Annotated in this window: 17 protein-coding genes and 1 CRISPR repeat array; of the genes, 4 read left to right on the plus strand and 13 right to left on the minus strand. The window is 69.9% G+C overall.

The features are described from left to right. Positions 1-152 precede the first annotated feature (152 nt). A CRISPR array of direct repeats spans positions 153-704; the repeat unit is 36 nt; unit sequence GTCGCAGCTCCCTCGGGAGCTGCCCTTCATTGAGGC. Positions 705-905: 201 nt separating this feature from the next. Together ACN27J_RS30105 and ACN27J_RS30110 are read right to left on the minus strand one after the other, a co-directional pair. Next, the gene (locus ACN27J_RS30105; protein ID WP_421371428.1) at positions 906-1181 is read right to left on the minus strand and encodes a hypothetical protein; all 276 of its coding nucleotides are present in this window, start codon (positions 1179-1181) and stop codon (positions 906-908) included. Beyond that, the gene (locus tag ACN27J_RS30110) at positions 1174-1560 is read right to left on the minus strand and encodes a hypothetical protein (protein ID WP_421371430.1); all 387 of its coding nucleotides are present in this window, start codon (positions 1558-1560) and stop codon (positions 1174-1176) included. Before ACN27J_RS30110 ends, ACN27J_RS30105 begins: the two co-directional genes overlap by 8 nt. A 189-nt stretch (positions 1561-1749) precedes the next feature. On the opposite strand from ACN27J_RS30110, the gene ACN27J_RS30115 reads away from it, so the two are divergent. Together ACN27J_RS30115 and ACN27J_RS30120 are read left to right on the plus strand one after the other, a co-directional pair. Then, positions 1750-2535, plus strand: a complete 786-nt coding sequence (locus ACN27J_RS30115) for a helix-turn-helix domain-containing protein (protein WP_421371432.1) — start codon at positions 1750-1752, stop codon at positions 2533-2535. Then, complete coding sequence (locus ACN27J_RS30120) at positions 2526-2711, plus strand: DUF397 domain-containing protein (protein ID WP_421371434.1); 186 nt, start codon at positions 2526-2528, stop codon at positions 2709-2711. Before ACN27J_RS30115 ends, ACN27J_RS30120 begins: the two co-directional genes overlap by 10 nt. Positions 2712-3371: 660 nt before the next feature. Here ACN27J_RS30120 and ACN27J_RS30125 read toward each other — a convergent pair. Beyond that, on the minus strand, positions 3372-4670 hold the full coding sequence (locus ACN27J_RS30125) for an MFS transporter (RefSeq protein WP_421371436.1): 1299 nt from the start codon (positions 4668-4670) through the stop codon (positions 3372-3374). A gap of 178 nt (positions 4671-4848) precedes the next feature. After that, entirely contained in the window at positions 4849-5304 is a 456-nt protein-coding gene (locus tag ACN27J_RS30130; protein ID WP_421371438.1) for a hypothetical protein, read from the minus strand. Between ACN27J_RS30130 and ACN27J_RS30135 the strand changes: the two genes are divergently transcribed. Then, entirely contained in the window at positions 5273-6676 is a 1404-nt protein-coding gene (locus tag ACN27J_RS30135) for an MFS transporter (RefSeq protein WP_421371440.1), read from the plus strand. The genes ACN27J_RS30130 and ACN27J_RS30135 overlap by 32 nt on opposite strands. Here the strand turns inward: ACN27J_RS30135 and ACN27J_RS30140 are convergent. From ACN27J_RS30140 to ACN27J_RS30180, 9 genes are all read right to left on the minus strand, one after another. Further along, positions 6645-8336, minus strand: a complete 1692-nt coding sequence (locus tag ACN27J_RS30140) for a glycoside hydrolase family 13 protein (protein WP_421372603.1) — start codon at positions 8334-8336, stop codon at positions 6645-6647. The two genes, ACN27J_RS30135 and ACN27J_RS30140, sit on opposite strands and share 32 nt — an antisense overlap. 110 nt (positions 8337-8446) lie before the next feature. Next, on the minus strand, positions 8447-9532 hold the full coding sequence (locus tag ACN27J_RS30145) for a LacI family DNA-binding transcriptional regulator (RefSeq protein WP_421371442.1): 1086 nt from the start codon (positions 9530-9532) through the stop codon (positions 8447-8449). A 50-nt stretch (positions 9533-9582) separates the two neighbouring features. Continuing rightward, on the minus strand, positions 9583-10551 hold the full coding sequence (locus ACN27J_RS30150) for a carbohydrate ABC transporter permease (protein ID WP_123600331.1): 969 nt from the start codon (positions 10549-10551) through the stop codon (positions 9583-9585). Positions 10552-10556: 5 nt separating this feature from the next. Beyond that, positions 10557-11630 carry a carbohydrate ABC transporter permease gene (locus tag ACN27J_RS30155; protein ID WP_421371444.1) on the minus strand — a complete coding sequence of 358 codons (1074 nt, stop codon included), beginning with the start codon at positions 11628-11630 and terminating at the stop codon, positions 10557-10559. 89 nt (positions 11631-11719) lie between these two features. Beyond that, positions 11720-13066, minus strand: a complete 1347-nt coding sequence (locus ACN27J_RS30160) for an ABC transporter substrate-binding protein (RefSeq protein ID WP_421371446.1) — start codon at positions 13064-13066, stop codon at positions 11720-11722. A 164-nt stretch (positions 13067-13230) separates the two neighbouring features. After that, complete coding sequence (locus ACN27J_RS30165) at positions 13231-13689, minus strand: TspO/MBR family protein (protein WP_421371448.1); 459 nt, start codon at positions 13687-13689, stop codon at positions 13231-13233. A 219-nt stretch (positions 13690-13908) separates the two neighbouring features. Next, positions 13909-14052: a GPGG-motif small membrane protein gene (locus ACN27J_RS30170; protein WP_199757467.1), complete on the minus strand. Its 144-nt coding sequence runs from the start codon at positions 14050-14052 to the stop codon at positions 13909-13911. Between the two features lie 49 nt (positions 14053-14101). Beyond that, the gene (locus tag ACN27J_RS30175) at positions 14102-14791 is read right to left on the minus strand and encodes a metallophosphoesterase family protein (protein WP_421372605.1); all 690 of its coding nucleotides are present in this window, start codon (positions 14789-14791) and stop codon (positions 14102-14104) included. Between the two features lie 29 nt (positions 14792-14820). Further along, a complete protein-coding gene (locus ACN27J_RS30180; RefSeq protein ID WP_421371450.1) occupies positions 14821-15111 on the minus strand; it encodes a hypothetical protein in 291 nt (96 codons plus the stop codon). A 272-nt stretch (positions 15112-15383) separates the two neighbouring features. Between ACN27J_RS30180 and ACN27J_RS30185 the strand changes: the two genes are divergently transcribed. After that, positions 15384-16067: a dTMP kinase gene (locus ACN27J_RS30185; protein ID WP_278167582.1), complete on the plus strand. Its 684-nt coding sequence runs from the start codon at positions 15384-15386 to the stop codon at positions 16065-16067. Positions 16068-16505: the final 438 nt, after the last annotated feature.

A 16505-nucleotide genomic window follows, 5' to 3' on the forward strand; every position in this document is an offset into this window, starting at 1 on the left:
GCGCGGACCCTTCGCGGGGATGTTTTCCCTGCTCAAGGCCTGTTCTGCAGTGGACGATGCCTGGTCTGGGGCTGTCGCGGAGCCCGTGTCCGGCAGACCCCTCGCGGCGGGCCTGTTCCGCCGCAGGTCAGAGGCGGTAGAATTTCGACCCTGTCGCAGCTCCCTCGGGAGCTGCCCTTCATTGAGGCGTTACCGTGCAGCTCCGCCCGACCGCAAAGCAGGTCGTCGCAGCTCCCTCGGGAGCTGCCCTTCATTGAGGCATCCGCTGCACCACTGGTCCGGTTACCGGGTCGATGGTCGCAGCTCCCTCGGGAGCTGCCCTTCATTGAGGCGGCGCACCGTTCGGCTGTTTGCCGGCTCGCAACGCTTTCCGTCGCAGCTCCCTCGGGAGCTGCCCTTCATTGAGGCATCCTCTCGGGTTGGTGGTGCGTGGTCAGGCGGTGAGGTCGCAGCTCCCTCGGGAGCTGCCCTTCATTGAGGCGTCAGCACCCCCGACGTGGGGGTGCCGGTCAGCCGGACCCGGTCGCAGCTCCCTCGGGAGCTGCCCTTCATTGAGGCCGCTCGGCCAGCAGCGGCGGCGGATGACCGCCACCGAGTCGCAGCTCCCTCGGGAGCTGCCCTTCATTGAGGCCGGGTCGACGGCGACGGCGACCACTCGGCAGGGGTGTGTCGCAGCTCCCTCGGGAGCTGCCCTTCATTGAGGCCCAGCTGCCCTACACCACTGCAGATGTGCGTCGATGGTCGCAGCTCCAACGATGCGAGGCACCTGGTTGACGAACGAGATCACTTTCAACTGGAATTCGGCGCTGGCGTGGGTCAGCGCCTTCGCTGCCGACGTGGCACCCCGCCGCTGACCCGTCGGTCGGCCCGCCCGGGGAGATTTCGGCGGGCCGCCCGACGGGCGTTCAGCAGGGACCCGGCGGTAGCCCTCGGTCCGTCCTGATCACAACGCCCGGCCGGCCGAGCGCGTCCTTGTACGCTTGGACCCCGACCGCCTTGCCGTCGCGGTCAGGTTCCTCGTCGTTGATTTCCCGGCCGTAGAGCAGCACCCACGAGCGCCACTCGGGGGAGGGCCAGACCTCCTGGACTCGGAGCCGGACCGGGCGCTTGCCGTCCAGGTGGTCGCACTGCCGCAGCGCCACCAGATCACCGGGGCACACCAGAGCCTCGTCGTCAGGCATCGTCCGACGCTCCGTACGACTCGGCGGACTCGTCCTGGTCGTCGTGCGGGTATCCGGCGGGCATCAGCCCGGAGAGATGGAGTACGGCGCGGATCCGCCGGGCACTACTGGGGTCCCAGCGGTCCAGGATGGCGATCGCCCGCAGGAACGGCCGGCAGGGGCCGGGCACGCCGCCGCACCGGTGGCACTCGCCGGTGGTCCGGTTCGGGATGTGGGTACGGGCGGTCGAGTTCGCGTCGTGGACCGCCCGGGACAGCTCAGGTGACCGGGTGAGTCGGTCCGGCGGGTCCGGAATGGACGCTGCCGAACCGTCCGCAGATCTGAACGAGATGTACCGGGCGAGGCGGGGAGTTCCGCCGATGCCGTCATTCCTGGGCACTGTTCCCCCTTCGGGTGGAGACGATCGGGGTATCCGTCGATTTCCACCCTGGACTGCCAGCCCCACTCGGCGGAAGATGAATGGCGACCGAGGGTGACCAGGTGGCCACAGGGCTCGGGTGGGTGACTCCAGGAAAGGTCCGATACCGGAGAGTGGTACGCCGTGTTGAATTGGGGGATGTGAACGTCTATGTCTGCGAGCGAGTATCTGATAGAGGACCTTCGGCGGGTGCGGGAGATGCTGGGTCTCACCCAGGAGGCCTGGGGCGAGCGCCTGCACTTCTCGGCGTCGCACGTCGGCGCGGTGGAGCGTGGCGAGCGGCCGGCGCTGCCGGACTACCTCGGTGCGGTGGACCGGGCGCACGGCACGGCGTTCATGAAGTTCTATCGCGAGTTCATCCGTGGCGAGTGGACACCGGTGTGGTACCGCCCGTTCGTCGAGTACGAGGGCCGCGCGAAACTGCTGCGGATCTTCCAACCGATGGTGATGCCCGGCCTGCTGCAGACCGAGGCGTACGCTCGCGCTCTGTTGCAGGCGCTCAACACCAAGCCGGAGGAGCTTGAGCCGACCCTGGCCGCCCGACTGGACCGCCAGGAGATCGTCACCCGGGCCACCAACGCCTGCCGACTGGTGGTGGTGCTCGACGAGATCGTGCTACGCCGTTCGGTGGGTGGGCCGGAGGTGATGCGCGACCAGTTGAAGGCGATCGCCGACGCCAACCAGCGGCAGAACGTGCAGGTGCACATCGTGCCGTTCACCACCGGAGGCTATCCCGGGGTGCTCGGGCCGATGGTGCTCGCGACCGTGGACGGCCGGACGGTCGGCTTCCTCGAAGGCCACCTGGAAGGGCGGCTGATCGAGGCCACGGATGCCACCGAGGCGCTGGAAGAGGACTGGGAGACGATCCGGGGGTACGCTCTGCCCGGCCAGCAGTCCCACGAGATGATCATGGAGGCGATCGAGACATGGAGCTGACCGAGGCGCGTTGGCGCAAGAGCACCAGGTCCGACTCGGCGAACTGTGTCGAGGTGGCCGACAACCTGCCGGGCCGCGTCTACGTCCGGGACACCAAGAACCGTGACGGCGGTACGTTGGCGTTTGCCCCGTCGTCGTGGTCGAGCTTCGTCGAGCTGGCCAAGACGTACGCCTGAGATCCTGCGAACCCACTTCGGTCATCCGTAGCCGGAGTACACCGAGCCCCGGGACCCCGCGCCAGTCGCCACGGTCCCGGGGCTCCTCCGTCAGCCCCCGCGAAGATCCCCGTCGCCCCGGAGGCGATGTTGCGCGGCGGCGCGAACTCGACCACGCTGACGCCCGTGATCGCGGACCCTTCGCGGGGTAGAATTTCGACCCGGTTGTCGCAGTTCTGGAGAGCTGCCCTTCATTGAGGCTGGTCGTGGGCTGAAGTGCGGCCCGACACCTTCAGCCGTAGCTCCCTCGGGAGCTGCCCTTCGCTGATAGTCGATGCCGGTCCGTGCGACCGGCGTCGACTTCTTCACGGTGTGGTCAGTCCGGCAGTGACCACCGGCTAGCTCGCAATGTGCTAGCCACCCTTCGTTGCCACGCTGTATATCCGAACCATGTCCGATGATTCCGCCGAGGCGATCAAGCGGCGGGCGGCGGCTGTCGGCAAGTCGCCGTCGGCCTACGTCGCGCGCCAACCGATCAAGATCACCGAGCGTCCGACGAATGCCGAGATCGTCCAGAGGCTGAAGATCAGTAGCCGACCTGCTGGCCCATCGACTTCTGAGATCGTCGAGGTGATGCGGAACAGCCGACGATGATCGGTATCAAGGTCCAGGCTCGGTGGATCAGAGCTGATCCTGGTACGCCGCACTGGTGCCCGCGGCGATCGGGACCGAGCTGTCAGCACCTTGTCCGGGCTCGCCTGGCTGGTCGTGGACTTCCTGCTTGCCGCGCTTCGATCGGTACGCCCTGGACAACGCGATACCTGCCGCCGCCGCGCCGAAGGCCAGAGTCAGCACGGCGGTGGCGACGATGGTGGGTTGGGCACCGATGCCAGTGATCAGCGGCCCTCCGGCCATGGTGCCGAGCGGCACGGACAGGGTCACGATGGCGGCGTACGCGGCGAGCACGGGTGCTCTCATGGTGCCGTCGGTCGACTGTTGCAGCAGGGCCATCGTGGTGGCGGGGAACGGTGCCCAGATCAGTCCGCCGACCGCGAACGCGGCAAGGGCGAGGCCGGTGGGTGCGCCGAGGCCGAGTGGCAGCAGCGCCGCCCCCCAACCGAGCACGATGGCGATCGTGGCCGGCCACAGTGGCCAGCGGCGGAGGTAGCCGGCGGCGAAGCCGCCGACGATCGCTCCGACCGCGAACACCGTCCAGAACGCGGCGAGGGCTCCGGCCGTGCCGCCGAGTGCCTGTACGGCGTGGATCGGGAGCGCCACCTGCACCGGCCCGTAGAGGAAGAAGAATCCGAAGGTCAGCACGGACAGGCCCAACAGGGTGCGGTCGCGCCAGATCGCGGTGAAGCCGGCCAGGCTGGACGCCTGCCGCTGCTCGATCGGGGTCCGGGCGGACCTCGGCACGGCGAGCAGGTAGGTGATCGCGAGGACCGCGAACGTCGCGGCGGTGACGGCGATGACGAGGACGGGACCGCCGACACCGATGAGGATCGCCGCCGATGCCGGACCGACCAGCATCGACGCCTCGGCGAACAGGCCGATGAGGGCATTGCCCGCCAGCCGGTGTTCCTGCGGCAGCAGTTCGGCGATGAGGGTGAACCGGCCCGCCGACCCCCAGGACCGCAACAGCGAGGAAAGCCCCAACAGCAGGGCGTACAGCGCGATGTCGAGCGCTCCGGCGAGGTAGACCACCGGGATCACCGCCAGTACCACCGCCCGCAGGACGGCGTCCCAGGCTGCCAGTTGGGCACCACTGCGACCGTTCAGCAGCCGGCCGAACAACACGCTGCCGAGCGCACCCGGCAGCGTGTATGCGGCGACCGCCACCGCCACCCAGACACCGGCGCTGCGCTCAGGCGCCAACTGGATCGCGAGCCAACTGACCGCGAGCAGACTCATGCCCTCGCCCACATACGACAGAGCGAACCCTGGAAGCAGCCGCCGCAGGATCCGATGCCTGACCACCGGCCAGTAGGGCGACGACCGAACGAGTGACGGTAGAGCTCCCCGGACTCCCATCCCGAAAGCCTTCCAATACCGTCGGTCACCTCGCTAGCAAGTTCACGCCCAGCGGAAACCGGACCCGAGCCGCGTCGCCGGACGTACCAGGTCGACGCCCGTCACACCGGGCGTGCCTCGCGGATCACGCCGTGCGGTGCTGCCCTTCGAGTGGCTCGTAGTGGCGGCGGAGTTCGGGGAAGGTGCCCTCCCAGAGTCGCCGCAGTCGGGTCGGCAGCCAGAGGGCGGGCCAGAGTCGCCGGAGCAGGTCGGCGTTGAGCCAGGTGTTCAGGTCGTCGACCGAGCCGGCCTCGGTGAGCACCACCTTGTACATGCTGACCAGGCGCGCGGGCCGGTTCAGGTCATACTCGGCGTGACCGGACCAGTCCAGATGGTGGGGGAGGGTGACCACGCCCTCGGCCGGGCCGGTCAACGCGGTGAGGGTGTCCGCCACGACGTACGGCTTGCGGTCTCCGTAGGAGCGGTAGTCCGCTGGCATGTTGAGCATTCTCCTCGGCTGACGGTGGCCCGCGCACCGATCGACGGCGCGCTGATCCATACTCAGCGGCATGACGCTGACCGGTGGGCGGGCGCACCGCATCTACAGCGTCGTCGTGTTCATCGTGCTCGCCTCGCTGGACAACGTGGCGATCGGCCTGGTCCCGCCGCTGTACGGCAGCATCGCCGACACGTACGCCGTACCGGAAGGGGCGATCGGCGCGGTCACCGCCGCGACCTTCCTGATCAGCGCGATCGCCGCGGTCGGCTGGGCGTACGTCGGCGACCACGGCAACCGCAAACCGCTGTTGATGGCCGGTACGGTGATCTGGGGCCTCGGCGCGGCCGGTACCGCCCTCGCCGGCAGCTACCCGCTGTTCTTCGCCGCCCAGCTGGTCGCCGCCGTCGGCCTGGGCGCGGTCGCCTCGGTCGGCTTCTCCGTGGTCAGCGACCTGATCACCCCCGGCCGGCGGGGTCTGGTGATGAGCTTCTGGGGGCTGTCGCAGGGCGTCGGCACCCTCGCTGGCACCCTGCTCGGCGGGCTGCTCGGGCACGCCGACTGGCGGCGGCCGTTCCTGGTGCTCGCCGCCGCCGGGCTGGCCGCCACGGTCGCGTACCTGTTCACCTACGACGTGCGGCGCGGGCAGAGCCAGCCGGAGCTGGCCGGCCGGTTCGCCGCCGGCGGTGAGTACGAGCACCGGATCAGCCGGGCCGACCTGCCGACGATCGCCCGGCGGCGGACCAACGTCTGGCTGGTGGCGCAGGGGCTCACCGCCCAGGTGGCGTTCGGTTCGCTGGTCTGGCTGCCGGCGCTGTTCCGGGCCCGCGCCGAGGAGCAGGGCTACACCGCCGGTACGGCGATCATCGTCGGCAGCGTCTTCGCCACCCTGTTCCAGCTCGGCGGGGCGTTGTCGATCGTCGGTGGGCTGGTCGGCGACCGGCTGCAACGGCGTACCCCCCGGGGTCGGGCCCTGGTCGCGGCGGTCGGCATCCTCGCCGCGGTGCCGTTCTACCTGGTGTTGTTCTTCGTGCCGATGCGCATCGACGTGCCCGACGGCGCGGGTGCCGGTGCGGTGACCGCCGCCGTGCTGCGCGGCGTGTTCACCGAGCCGACGATCGGGCTGAGTTTCCTCACCGCGCTGCTCGCCCTGGCGTTGACGTCGGCGAACTCGCCGAACTGGTTCGCGTTGATCGCCGACGTCAACCCGCCGGAGCACCGGGGCACCGTCTACAGCCTCGGCAACCTGGTCAACGGGGTGGGGCGGGCGACCGGCAACGCGTTGCTGCCGGTCGCCCTGCGGGCGGTCGGCGGTGTCGTCCCGCCGCCGTTGAACTACGCCGTCGGCCTGGCCGTGTTCCAGCTGTTCTTCGTCCCGACCGGGATCATGTACTGGCTGGCGTCCCGGTCGGCGCCGGGCGACATCGCCGACGTGCACACCCTGCTCAGCGAACGCGCTGCCGGGCCCAGACGGTGACGTCGGTCGGCACCCGGCCGCTGCCGTTGAGCGGACCGCTGGCGATCAGCGGTTCGGTGCCCGGCGGCAGCGACACCGGCTCGGCACCGAAGTTCGTCACCACGGTCACCTCGTCGACGCAGCAGGCGAGCACGTCCTCCGGCGACTCCAGCCACCGCAGCCGGCCGGCACCGAGCCCCAGCTCGCGGCGCAGTCGCAGCGCCGTCCGGTACAGCTCGTAGGTCGACCCCGGCACGTCGCGCTGCCGGTCGAGGGCGTACTCGGCCCACACCGGCGGCTGCGGCAGCCAGCTGGCGTCGGTCGGCCCGAACCCGTACGACGGGCTGTCGGCCTCCCAGGGGATCGGCACCCGGCAGCCGTCCCGGCCGCGCTCGGTGTGGTCGGTGCGCCGCCAGGTCGGGTCCTGCCGGACCTCATCGGGCAGCGTGGTGTGCTCCGGCAGACCCAGCTCCTCACCCTGGTAGAGGTAGGCCGAGCCGGGCAGGGCCAGCATCAGCAGGGTGGCGGCGCGGGCCCGGCGCAGCCCGAGCGCGGTGTCCGGCTGCGGGTCGTTCGCGCCGATGCCGCGCGGCCGGGCCGCGCCGATCGGCAGCGCCAGCCGGGTGGCGTGGCGCAGCACGTCATGGTTGGACAACACCCAGGTGGTGGGCGCGCCGACCTTGTCGGTGGCGGCCAACGAGCGTTCGATCACCGTACGCTGCGCGTCGGCGGTCCACGCCGCCTCCAGGTACTCGAAGTTGAACGCCTGGTGCATCTCGTCCGGCCGGACGTACGCGGCGAGCCGCTCCGCTGGCTGCACCCACGCCTCGGCGACCAGGATCTGCTGCCCGGGGTGCGCGTCCAGCACCGACCGCCACTGCCGGTAGATCTCGTGTACGCCGTCCTGGTCCCACATCGGTGGGCGGGGCTGGTCGACGTGGTCGCCGGAGGTGGTCTCCTCCGGGTAGTGCCAGTCGGCCAGGTCGGCCTGCTTGACCAGGCCGTGCGCCACGTCGACCCGGAAGCCGTCGACGCCCCGGTCCAGCCAGAACCGCAGGATGGCCACGAACTCGTCGCGGACCTGCGTGCAGTCCCAGTTGAGGTCGGGCTGGCCGGCGTCGAACAGGTGCAGGTACCACTGGCCGGGCGTACCGTCCGGGCCGTCGACCCTGGTCCAGGCCGGGCCGCCGAAGACGGACCGCCAGCTGTTCGGCGGTCGTTCCCCGTTGGGGCCGCGTCCGTCGCGGAAGACGTACCGGTCCCGGGCGGGGCTGCCCGGCTCGGCGCCGAGCGCCTCGACGAACCAGGGGTGTGCCGACGAGGTGTGGTTCGGCACCAGGTCGACGATCACCCGCAGCCCCCGGTCGTGGGCCTCGGCGATCAGCCGGTCGGCGTCGGCCAGCCGGCCGAAGATCGGGTCGACGTCGCGGTAGTCGGCCACGTCGTAGCCGGCGTCGGCCTGCGGCGACGGGTAGAACGGTGACAGCCAGATCGCGTCGACGCCGAGGGCGACGAGATCGTCCAGCCGGGCGATCACGCCGGGCAGGTCACCGATGCCGTCGCCGTCGGAGTCGGCGAACGACCGGGGGTAGATCTGGTAGATGACCGCCTCCCGCCACCAGTCGGTGCCGGTACGGTTCCCGGCACCGTCACGGGTACGGGTCGATGGCGTGTTCACCAGTGTGCTCCTCAGTTCAGCTTGGTTGGCGGGGTTTACCTGCTGCCAGGAACGTCCCTGTCAGCAGGCTTACCGGTGCCTCGTACGTGGGTCTACCAGGTCGGCCGGTGTGGTTACCCGGTTTCCCGGGGTGGCGCGGTCGACTCGCGGACCACCAGTCGGGTGGGCAGGGTCACCGTGTCGGTCGGTGCGGCGGCGGGCGGCGTGCCGGCTGCCAGCGGGCCGGGCGGCGTTCCGGCCGCGAGTGGGCCGGGCGGCGTTCCGGCCGCGAGTGGGCCGAGTAGCGTGCCGGCGGCAAGCCGGCCCTGCTCGGCGGCGGGTTGGGCGACGGTGGTCAGCCCGACCACCCGGGCCACGTCGTGGTCGTCGATGCCGATCACGCTGACGTCGGCCGGCACCCGCAGTCCGGCTTGTCGCAGTACGGCGATGGCGCCGAGCGCCATCTCGTCGCAGGCGGCGAAGATCGCGGTCGGCACCGGGCCACGGCGCAACAGTTCTGCCGTGGCCAGTCCGCCGCCGGCGATGGTGAAGTCGCCCTCCACGTCCAGTGCCGGGTCCGGGGTGAGACCGGCCGTGACCAGTGCTTCCCGGTAGCCGCGGCGGCGGTCCAGGTGGGCGGTGAAGGCCAGTTCTTCACCGGAGTTGCCGGAGATGTGGGCGATCCGCCGGTGGCCGAGCCCGATCAGGTGGCCGGTGGCGGTCCGGGCGGCGGCCACGTCGTCGATCCGGATGCTGGGCCAGCCGGGTACGCCGGTGCCGGAGCTGACCGTGACCCCCGGCATGCCCAACGCGGAGATGGCGGCGAAGTCGGTCCGGCGCAGCGGGGTGGCGACCAGCATCAGCGCGTCCACCCGGTGGCGCAGGCTGGCGGTGTGCAGCATCCGCTCTCGGGCGTTCTCCCGCCCGCCGAGGTTGTACAGCAGCAGGTCGTAGCCGGCTTCCTGCAGCGTGTCCTCGGCGGCTTCGACGACGGTGCTGAAGAACCAGCGGGTGATCCGTGGCACCACGACCGCGACGGCCCGGGTCTTGCCGCCGGCCAGCCGCGACGCGCTGGGCGAGGCGATGTATCCGAGTTGCGCGGCGGCGTCGAGGACCCGCAGCCGGGTCGCCTCGGTGACCGTCGGCAGGCCCCGCAGGGCCCGCGAGACGGTCGCCGTGGAGACCCCGGCCAGCCGGGCGACGTCGTCGATTCTGGTCAAGGATCATCACCTCGCCCTCCGCGCGGTCGCGGCCGGCGTCGCCCTCGCGGTCAGCCCTTGACGCTGCCGGCCAGCAGCCCTCGGACGAAGTACCGCTGCAGGGAGAGGAAGACGATCAACGGCACGATGATCGAGACGAAGGCGCCCGAGGTCAGGCGTTGCCACTGGTCACCTCGGGTGCCGGCGAGTTCGGCCAGCCGTACCGTCAGTGGTGCCACCCGACTCTCGCCGCCCGCGAAGATCAACGCGACGAGCAGGTCGTTCCAGACCCAGAGGAACTGGAAGATGCCGAACGCGGCCAGCGCCGGGGCGATCAGCGGCAGCACGATGGTCCGGAAGATCTTCGGGTGGCTGGCCCCGTCGACCCGGGCCGCCTCCATCAGGTCCTTGGGCAGCTGCGACACGAAGTTGTGCAGCAGGAACACCCCCAGCGGCAGGGCGAAGCAGGTGTGCGCGAACCAGACCTGGACGTAGCGTTCGTAGCTGTCCAGCCCCCAGGGCGGGGTGATGGTGACGCCGCCGATGGTGGTGCCCTGCGAGAAGAACCGCAGTAACGGCACCAGCGCCATCTGCAGCGGCACGATCTGCAGCGCGAAGATGCAGATGTAGATCAGGTCCCGGCCGCGGAAGTTGATCCAGGCCAGCGCGTACGCGGCCAGTGCCGCGAAGGCCAGCGGGAACAGCACCGACGGGATGGTGATCACCAGCGAGTTGACGAAGTAGCTGGACAACTGCCCGGACGACGAGGACCGGCCGAACAGCACGTCCTGGTAGTTCTGCAAAGTGACCTGCGGGTTGGTGAAGAAGGTCCACCAACCGGTGGTCCGGATCTCCTCGGCCGGTCGGAACGAGGAGACGAACAGACCGAAGGTCGGGATGGTCCAGATCACCGCGATGACGATCGCGACAATCGTCGCCGTCGGAGTGTTGAGCCGCTTGCGGACCCGGCCGACCCGGGTACGGGGCCGTTCCTCCCCGCTGCTGGCCGGAGCGGCCACGGGGGGCGTGGTGGTGGTCACGGGTGTCACACCTCCCGCTGCTTGCGCAGGTTACGGATCTGGTAGATGACGATCGGGATGACCAGCACGAACAGGAACACCGCCAGGGCCGAGCCGTAGCCGTTCTGGCCGTAGCGGAACGCCTGGTTGTACATCTCGTTGGCGATCACACCGGTGTCGTAGTTGCCGTTGGTCATCGTCCGGACGATGTCGAAGACCTTCAGGGTGGCGATCGAGATGGTCACCACCACGACGATCAGCGCCGGACGGATGCTCGGCATGGTGACCCGCCAGAACATCTGCCAGGCGTTCACCCCGTCGAGGCGGGCGGCTTCGATGATGTCGGCCGGGATCGCCTTGATCGCGGCGGAGAGCACCACCATCGCGAATCCGGCCTGGATCCAGATCATCACCACGATCAGCAGCAGCGTGTTCAGCGGGGCGTTGAGCTGCAGCCAGCGCTGCGGCTCGAAGCCGAACAGGGTGACCAGGTAGTTGAGCAGGCCGTACTGCTCCTGTTCGCCGCCCCGGTACGCGTAGACGAACCGCCAGATGATGCTGGCGCCGACGAAGGAGATCGCCATCGGCATGAAGACCAGCGACTTGGCCAATGCCTCGAACCGGGCCTTGTCCACCATGATCGCGTAGAGCAGGCCGATCGCGGTCGCCACCGTCGGCACCAGGATCACCCAGATCAGGGTGTTGGTCAGCACCTGGATGATCTCGTCCTGGGAGAACATCCAGCGGTAGTTCTCCAGGCCGACCCAGTTCTCGCTGCGTCCGTCCATGAACGACAGGACGGTGGTGCGCAGCGCCGGAATGACCAGCCCGATCCCGAGCAGCAGCAGGGCCGGCAGCAGAAAGAACAGGCCGAACAGGCCTTCGCCGCCGCGCCGGGGTCGGCCGATCGGCACCGATCCGCCGCCGCCGGCACCACCGCCGGCGCTGGCCGCGATCAGCCGCTGCTCCCGTCGGCGGGCGAACCAGCTCGGCACCGCGTCGAGCAACAGCAGCATGCCGCCGACGATCACCACGAACGCAATCAGGCCGTACAGCAGCATCAACAGCTTCGGGTACTGCTCAGCGAAGTCGAAGTACATCCGCCCTCCCAACGGATCGTCGACCGGAGCCAGCTATGGTGCGGCCGGCCCACCCCGGTGTGCTTGTGGGATGGGCCGGCCGCGTGATGTCAGCTGGTCGGCCAGGAGCCTTCGATGTAGTCGAGAGTCTCTTCGGTGCTCTGACCGCTGAGCCAGTCCACCATGCCGCGCCAGAAGGTGCCCGCGCCGACCGCGGCCGGCATCAGGTCCGAACCGTCGAAGCGGAACGTCGTGTTCTCGTCCTGCAGGATCTCCACGGAGAGCCGGTCGATCGGGTTCTCCACGTTGGCGATGTCCAGCCCACTGTTGGCCGACACCCAGTTGCCGAGCGAGGCCCGGCTGTTGGCGTACTCCGGCGAGGCCAGGTAGGTCTGCACCGCTTGGACCTCGGGCCGGTCGGCGAAGGCCACGGTGAACTCGCCACCGCCGAGGACCGGCTGGCCGGCGCTCGGGTCGTTGGTCGGGAAGTAGAACGCGAAGACGTCGCCGTCCTCGGCCACCTCGGTGCCCTCCGGCCACTGGTTGGCGTAGAAGCTGGCCTGCCGGTGCAGCGCGCAGTCACCGTCGAGGATCGGCACGCCCGCCTCCTGGAAGGCGGTCGCGGTGATGCTGGAGACGCCACCGAAGCCGCCGTTGACGTACTCCTCGTTCTTGAGGATCGAGCCGGCCTGGTCGACGGCCTCGGCGACCCGCGGGTCGTTGAACGGGATGTCGTGGGTGGTCCACTGGTCGTAGACCTCCGGCGTCTGGGTCCGGAGCATGATGTCCTCGATCCAGTCGGTGGCCGGCCAGCCGGTGGCGTCACCGGACTCGACCCCGACGCACCACGGCTTGGTGCCGGTGGCGGCGACCTCGTCGCTGAGCGCGATCAGCTCGTCCCAGGTCTCCGGCACGGTCCAGCCGTTGTCGGCGAACATGCTCGGCGAGTACCAGACGAAGGACTTGACGTTGGAGCCGAGCGGAGCGCCGTAGAAGGTGCCGTCGACCGTGCCGTACGCCAGCCAGTCCTCGCTGTAGTTGGCCTCGGCCATCGCCTTGGTCTCGTCCGAGGCGGCCTGCAGCTGGCCGGCCTCGGCGAACCGGCCGAGCAGGCCGGGCTGCGGGATGAAGGCGATGTCCGGCGGGTTACCGCCGTCCACCCGGACCTGCAGCTGTGCCTCGAACTCGCCGCTGCCCTCGTAGCGGATGTCGATGCCGGTGCAGTCGACGAACTCGCTCCAGGACTGCTCGAGCAGGTCCGCCTCGGCGTCGCGGATCGAGGCGTAGATCGTCACCTCGGTGCCGTCGTTGCCCTGGTAGTCACTGTATGGGGCGCATTCCTCGGAATCCGGGTCCGCGCTGGTGCTGCTGTCCGAAGCACATGCCGTCGAGGCGAGGGCCAGACCGAGCACGCTGGCGAGCGCGAAGGCCTGGCGTGGTCTGGTGAAGACCGCCATGGAGCGTTCTCCCTTCCTAGCCGGCGGGCCCCCGCGTCCCTGCGGTCTGGCTGCGCCGGTCGGTTGCTGTCTGGGCGTCTTCACATGTAAGCGCTTGCAATGGAAGCGCGTCCAGTCCTGACCAGCTACGAGCCAGTAACGATTCGGAAACCTTGACCCGCTACTCAGCTGTTGAGTCGCCAAATGGACAGGTTCAACGCGGCGGCGAAGGTGACCCAGCCCCAGTACGGGACCATCAGCAGGGCGGCCGGCCGCCAGATCCGCCAGAACAGCGCCACGGTGGTGCCGACGAGCAGCCAGAGGAGCACGATCTCGGCGAACGCCAGACCGTAGCGGCCGGCGGCGAAGAACAGCGGTGTCCAGGCGGCGTTGAGCACCAGCTGGGCCAGCCAACTGGCGATCGCCAGGCCGACACCGGCCCGCCGCCAGACGATGAACCCGGCGACCGCGATCAAAACATACAGGACCGTCCATACCGGGCCGAACAGCCAGGACGGCGGTGCCCAGGATGGCTGGACCAGTTCGGCGTACCGGGAACCGGCGTCGCGGGCGGCGAACGCCCCAACCGCCGCGGCCGCCGCCACCAGGCCGAGGAACACCAGGAAACCCCACCACGAGCGCATGGCGACTCCAGAGAAACAGCAGGTCAGGGAGCGCGAAGCGCTCCTGGAAACAGCAGATTGGGGAGCGCGAAGCGACTCCAGGGCCAACAGGTCAGGCCGGGGCCGCCGACGCCGGTCCGCGGTGGGGAGGACCGGGCCGGTCCGGCGGCCCCGGCAGGCTCGGGGTCGATGTGGTCAGGTCGATGTCGGTCGAGGGGGCCGGGGGTACGCCCGGCACCGTCAAGCGAACAGGCTCACGCCACCGGGACCGACCAGCAGCCCGACGACGATCAGCACGATGCCCCAGAGCAGTTGCCGACGGAACAGCGCGAGAACGCCGGCGACGACCAGGACGACTGCGAGAATCCAGAGAAGTAGCTCCATGGCCGCTGAATACCCTTGCGACCGGCGACGGAAACCTTCACCGGTCTGGTCAAGCGACCGACCCGGCGAGCGAATACACGCTGTACGCCTGTTTGATCACCGGATGGGCGACGTTACGGACCCGTACCCCACCGGGCGTGGTGCCCCGTTCACTGCCGAAGTGCGCGTGGCCGTGCACCGCGAGGTCGGTCGGTGCCGCGTCGATCGCCTCGGCAAGCAGGTAGGAGCCGAGGAACGGGTAGATCTCGGGCGGCTCGCCGGTGAGCGTCTCCGGCACCGGCGAATAGTGGGTCAGCGCCACCCGTACGTCGCAATCCAGGTCGACCAGCGCCGCCCCTAGCCGGTCGGCGGCGTCCGCCGTGGTGGCGACGAACGCCTTCATCTCCGGCTCGCCGAACCGGCTCGCGCAGCGCCCGGCGAACCCGCCGCCGAACCCCTTGACCCCGGCCACCCCGAGCCGGCCGCCGGGGCAGTCCACCACCACGCCGTCGCCGTCGAGCACCGTGACCCCGGCGTCGCTGAGTATCCCGACCAGCTGCGGCACCTGGTCACAGTGGTGGTCGTGGTTGCCGAGCACCGCCACCACCGGGACCGCCAGACCGCCGAACTCGTCGGCCACGCACCGCGCCTCCGACTCCGTGCCGTGCCGGGTCAGGTCGCCGGCCAGCAGCAGGACGTCGGCCCGGTCGCCGAGCTGCGCCAACGCCGGCCGGAACCGGCCCAGCACGTCGCTGTCCATGTGCACGTCTCCGACGGCCGCGACGCGGATCACGACAACTCCTCCGTCTCGGTGGGCGCGGTGGTCCGACTGACGACGATGTCGACGATCAGGCGTACGCCGGGGAAGCGCTCGGCCACCAGCCGGACGATTTCCGCCCGCCGGTGGGCGCTCTCGACCTCGCCGCACAACACCAGGCTGTGGTCCCGGCGGGACACGCCCACCCCCTGCTCGGCGATGTCGGCGTGCTCGCTGAGCATCCGCTGCACCGCCGCCTCGGTGTAGCCGTCGAGCCGGTCCGGCCCGGTCTGTCGCGTCGACTGCCCCGATGTCCGGGTCATCTCCCCACCTCCTGGCTGTCGTCGGGTGCCCGTCGGTGGCCTACCCGTTCCCGGCCGGTTCGTGCCTGCAGGCACAGCGCGTCACAAGGGGTGAACGGGGTGGCGACGTGCACGTGCTCGCTACCGTTGGGAAGGTGCTCGTCACAGTGACCCATGCGCCGCCACCACCATTACCGTCACCGTCCCGGCCAGCGTCCCGCCAGCCGTCGCCCGTACAGTCCACGTCGTCAGCCGTGCCGCCATGCCCGCCACCGGACACCGCAGGGAGCACAGTGGACGCCGATCCGGCCTGGTCGCCGCCGGCCGGGCTGCGACGGATCGCGTTGGTGGGCATCGACGGGGTCGGCAAGACCACTCAGGCGCACCTGCTGGCCGAGGCGCTGACCACTGCCGGCCGGCCCGCCCGGTACTGGCGCAACGCTGGCGGCCGACGCTGGCTCGACCGGTTCGCAGTCCGACTCGGACGCCCGGACGCCCGGCGGATGGTCGGCCGTGGTGGGCTGATGTTCCTCGAGGCGTTGCTGCGCTGGCTCGCGATCGCCCGGTCGGTGCTCGGCTCACGCCGGGCGATCGCGGTGATGGACCGGTACGCGGTCTGCCAGTACGCCAGCATCCGTACCCACGGTGCTGGCCGCTGGGAACGGCTCGCCCGGCTGGCCTACCGGGTGTTTCCCCAACCGGACGTGACGTTCCTACTCTTGCTGCCGCCCGCCGAAGCGGCCCGGCGGATCGACGCCCGGGGCACCGACCACGAGTCGCTGGAGTTCCTGGCGACCAGCGCGGCCGCGTACGGATCGCTGCCGGAGGCAGCCGGGTTCGTGGTCATCGACGCTCGGGGCACGGCCGCCCAGGTCGCTGCGGTGATCCGGCAGCGGCTGACCGAATGGCGGCCGGACGACGGCCGTCCAGCCGGCGCCTCGTGGCGGCCGGATCCAGACGATTCGCGTGCGTCGTGACCCGCAGGCCGGTGTCTGTCGGGAGGTGATGAACCGTGCACCCCGCTCGGGCCGTACTCCTGGCCAGGACCAACCAACCGGCGTTGGCCAGGACCAACCGACCGGCGGGCAGTGACGAGGATCGCAGGAGGGGTAGTGACGGGAATCGCTGCGCCCTGCCCGGTGTCGTGGTGTGCTGGAAGCCTGCCACACACCCCGCCGACCTCAATGAATCGGGCAGTCGGCCGGCCCGACGCAGCGCGGCGATCGAGGAGCCTGGCAGGAAACGCCAATCCCGTTCACAGCAATTATTCAGGCAATCGTGTCAGCTTCGACTCACGAGACGGAATCCCTGACGCGTCTCATCTGTTGTGCAGGTGTCGGCGCCATACGGCGGGGCCTGCCACATCAGGTTCGCCGGATCGGAGGCGGACGTGACGGGGGAGAGGCTGATGGAGA

This window comes from Solwaraspora sp. WMMB762 (assembly GCF_049179115.1).
In the GTDB taxonomy this organism is placed as follows: Bacteria; Actinomycetota; Actinomycetes; order Mycobacteriales; family Micromonosporaceae; genus Micromonospora_E.

Bases quoted from the DNA above. Each gene is read 5' to 3' on its own strand.
- ACN27J_RS30105 (WP_421371428.1), bottom strand. From the start codon at position 1,181: ATGCCTGACGACGAGGCTCTGGTGTGCCCCGGTGATCTGGTGGCGCTG.
- ACN27J_RS30115 (WP_421371432.1), top strand. From the start codon at position 1,750: ATGTCTGCGAGCGAGTATCTGATAGAGGACCTTCGGCGGGTGCGGGAG.
- ACN27J_RS30120 (WP_421371434.1), top strand. From the start codon at position 2,526: ATGGAGCTGACCGAGGCGCGTTGGCGCAAGAGCACCAGGTCCGACTCG.
- ACN27J_RS30135 (WP_421371440.1), top strand. From the start codon at position 5,273: ATGACGCTGACCGGTGGGCGGGCGCACCGCATCTACAGCGTCGTCGTG.
- ACN27J_RS30130 (WP_421371438.1), bottom strand. From the start codon at position 5,304: ATGCGGTGCGCCCGCCCACCGGTCAGCGTCATGCCGCTGAGTATGGAT.
- ACN27J_RS30155 (WP_421371444.1), bottom strand. From the start codon at position 11,630: ATGTACTTCGACTTCGCTGAGCAGTACCCGAAGCTGTTGATGCTGCTG.
- ACN27J_RS30160 (WP_421371446.1), bottom strand. From the start codon at position 13,066: ATGGCGGTCTTCACCAGACCACGCCAGGCCTTCGCGCTCGCCAGCGTG.
- ACN27J_RS30165 (WP_421371448.1), bottom strand. From the start codon at position 13,689: ATGCGCTCGTGGTGGGGTTTCCTGGTGTTCCTCGGCCTGGTGGCGGCG.
- ACN27J_RS30170 (WP_199757467.1), bottom strand. From the start codon at position 14,052: ATGGAGCTACTTCTCTGGATTCTCGCAGTCGTCCTGGTCGTCGCCGGC.
- ACN27J_RS30175 (WP_421372605.1), bottom strand. From the start codon at position 14,791: ATGGACAGCGACGTGCTGGGCCGGTTCCGGCCGGCGTTGGCGCAGCTC.
- ACN27J_RS30180 (WP_421371450.1), bottom strand. From the start codon at position 15,111: ATGACCCGGACATCGGGGCAGTCGACGCGACAGACCGGGCCGGACCGG.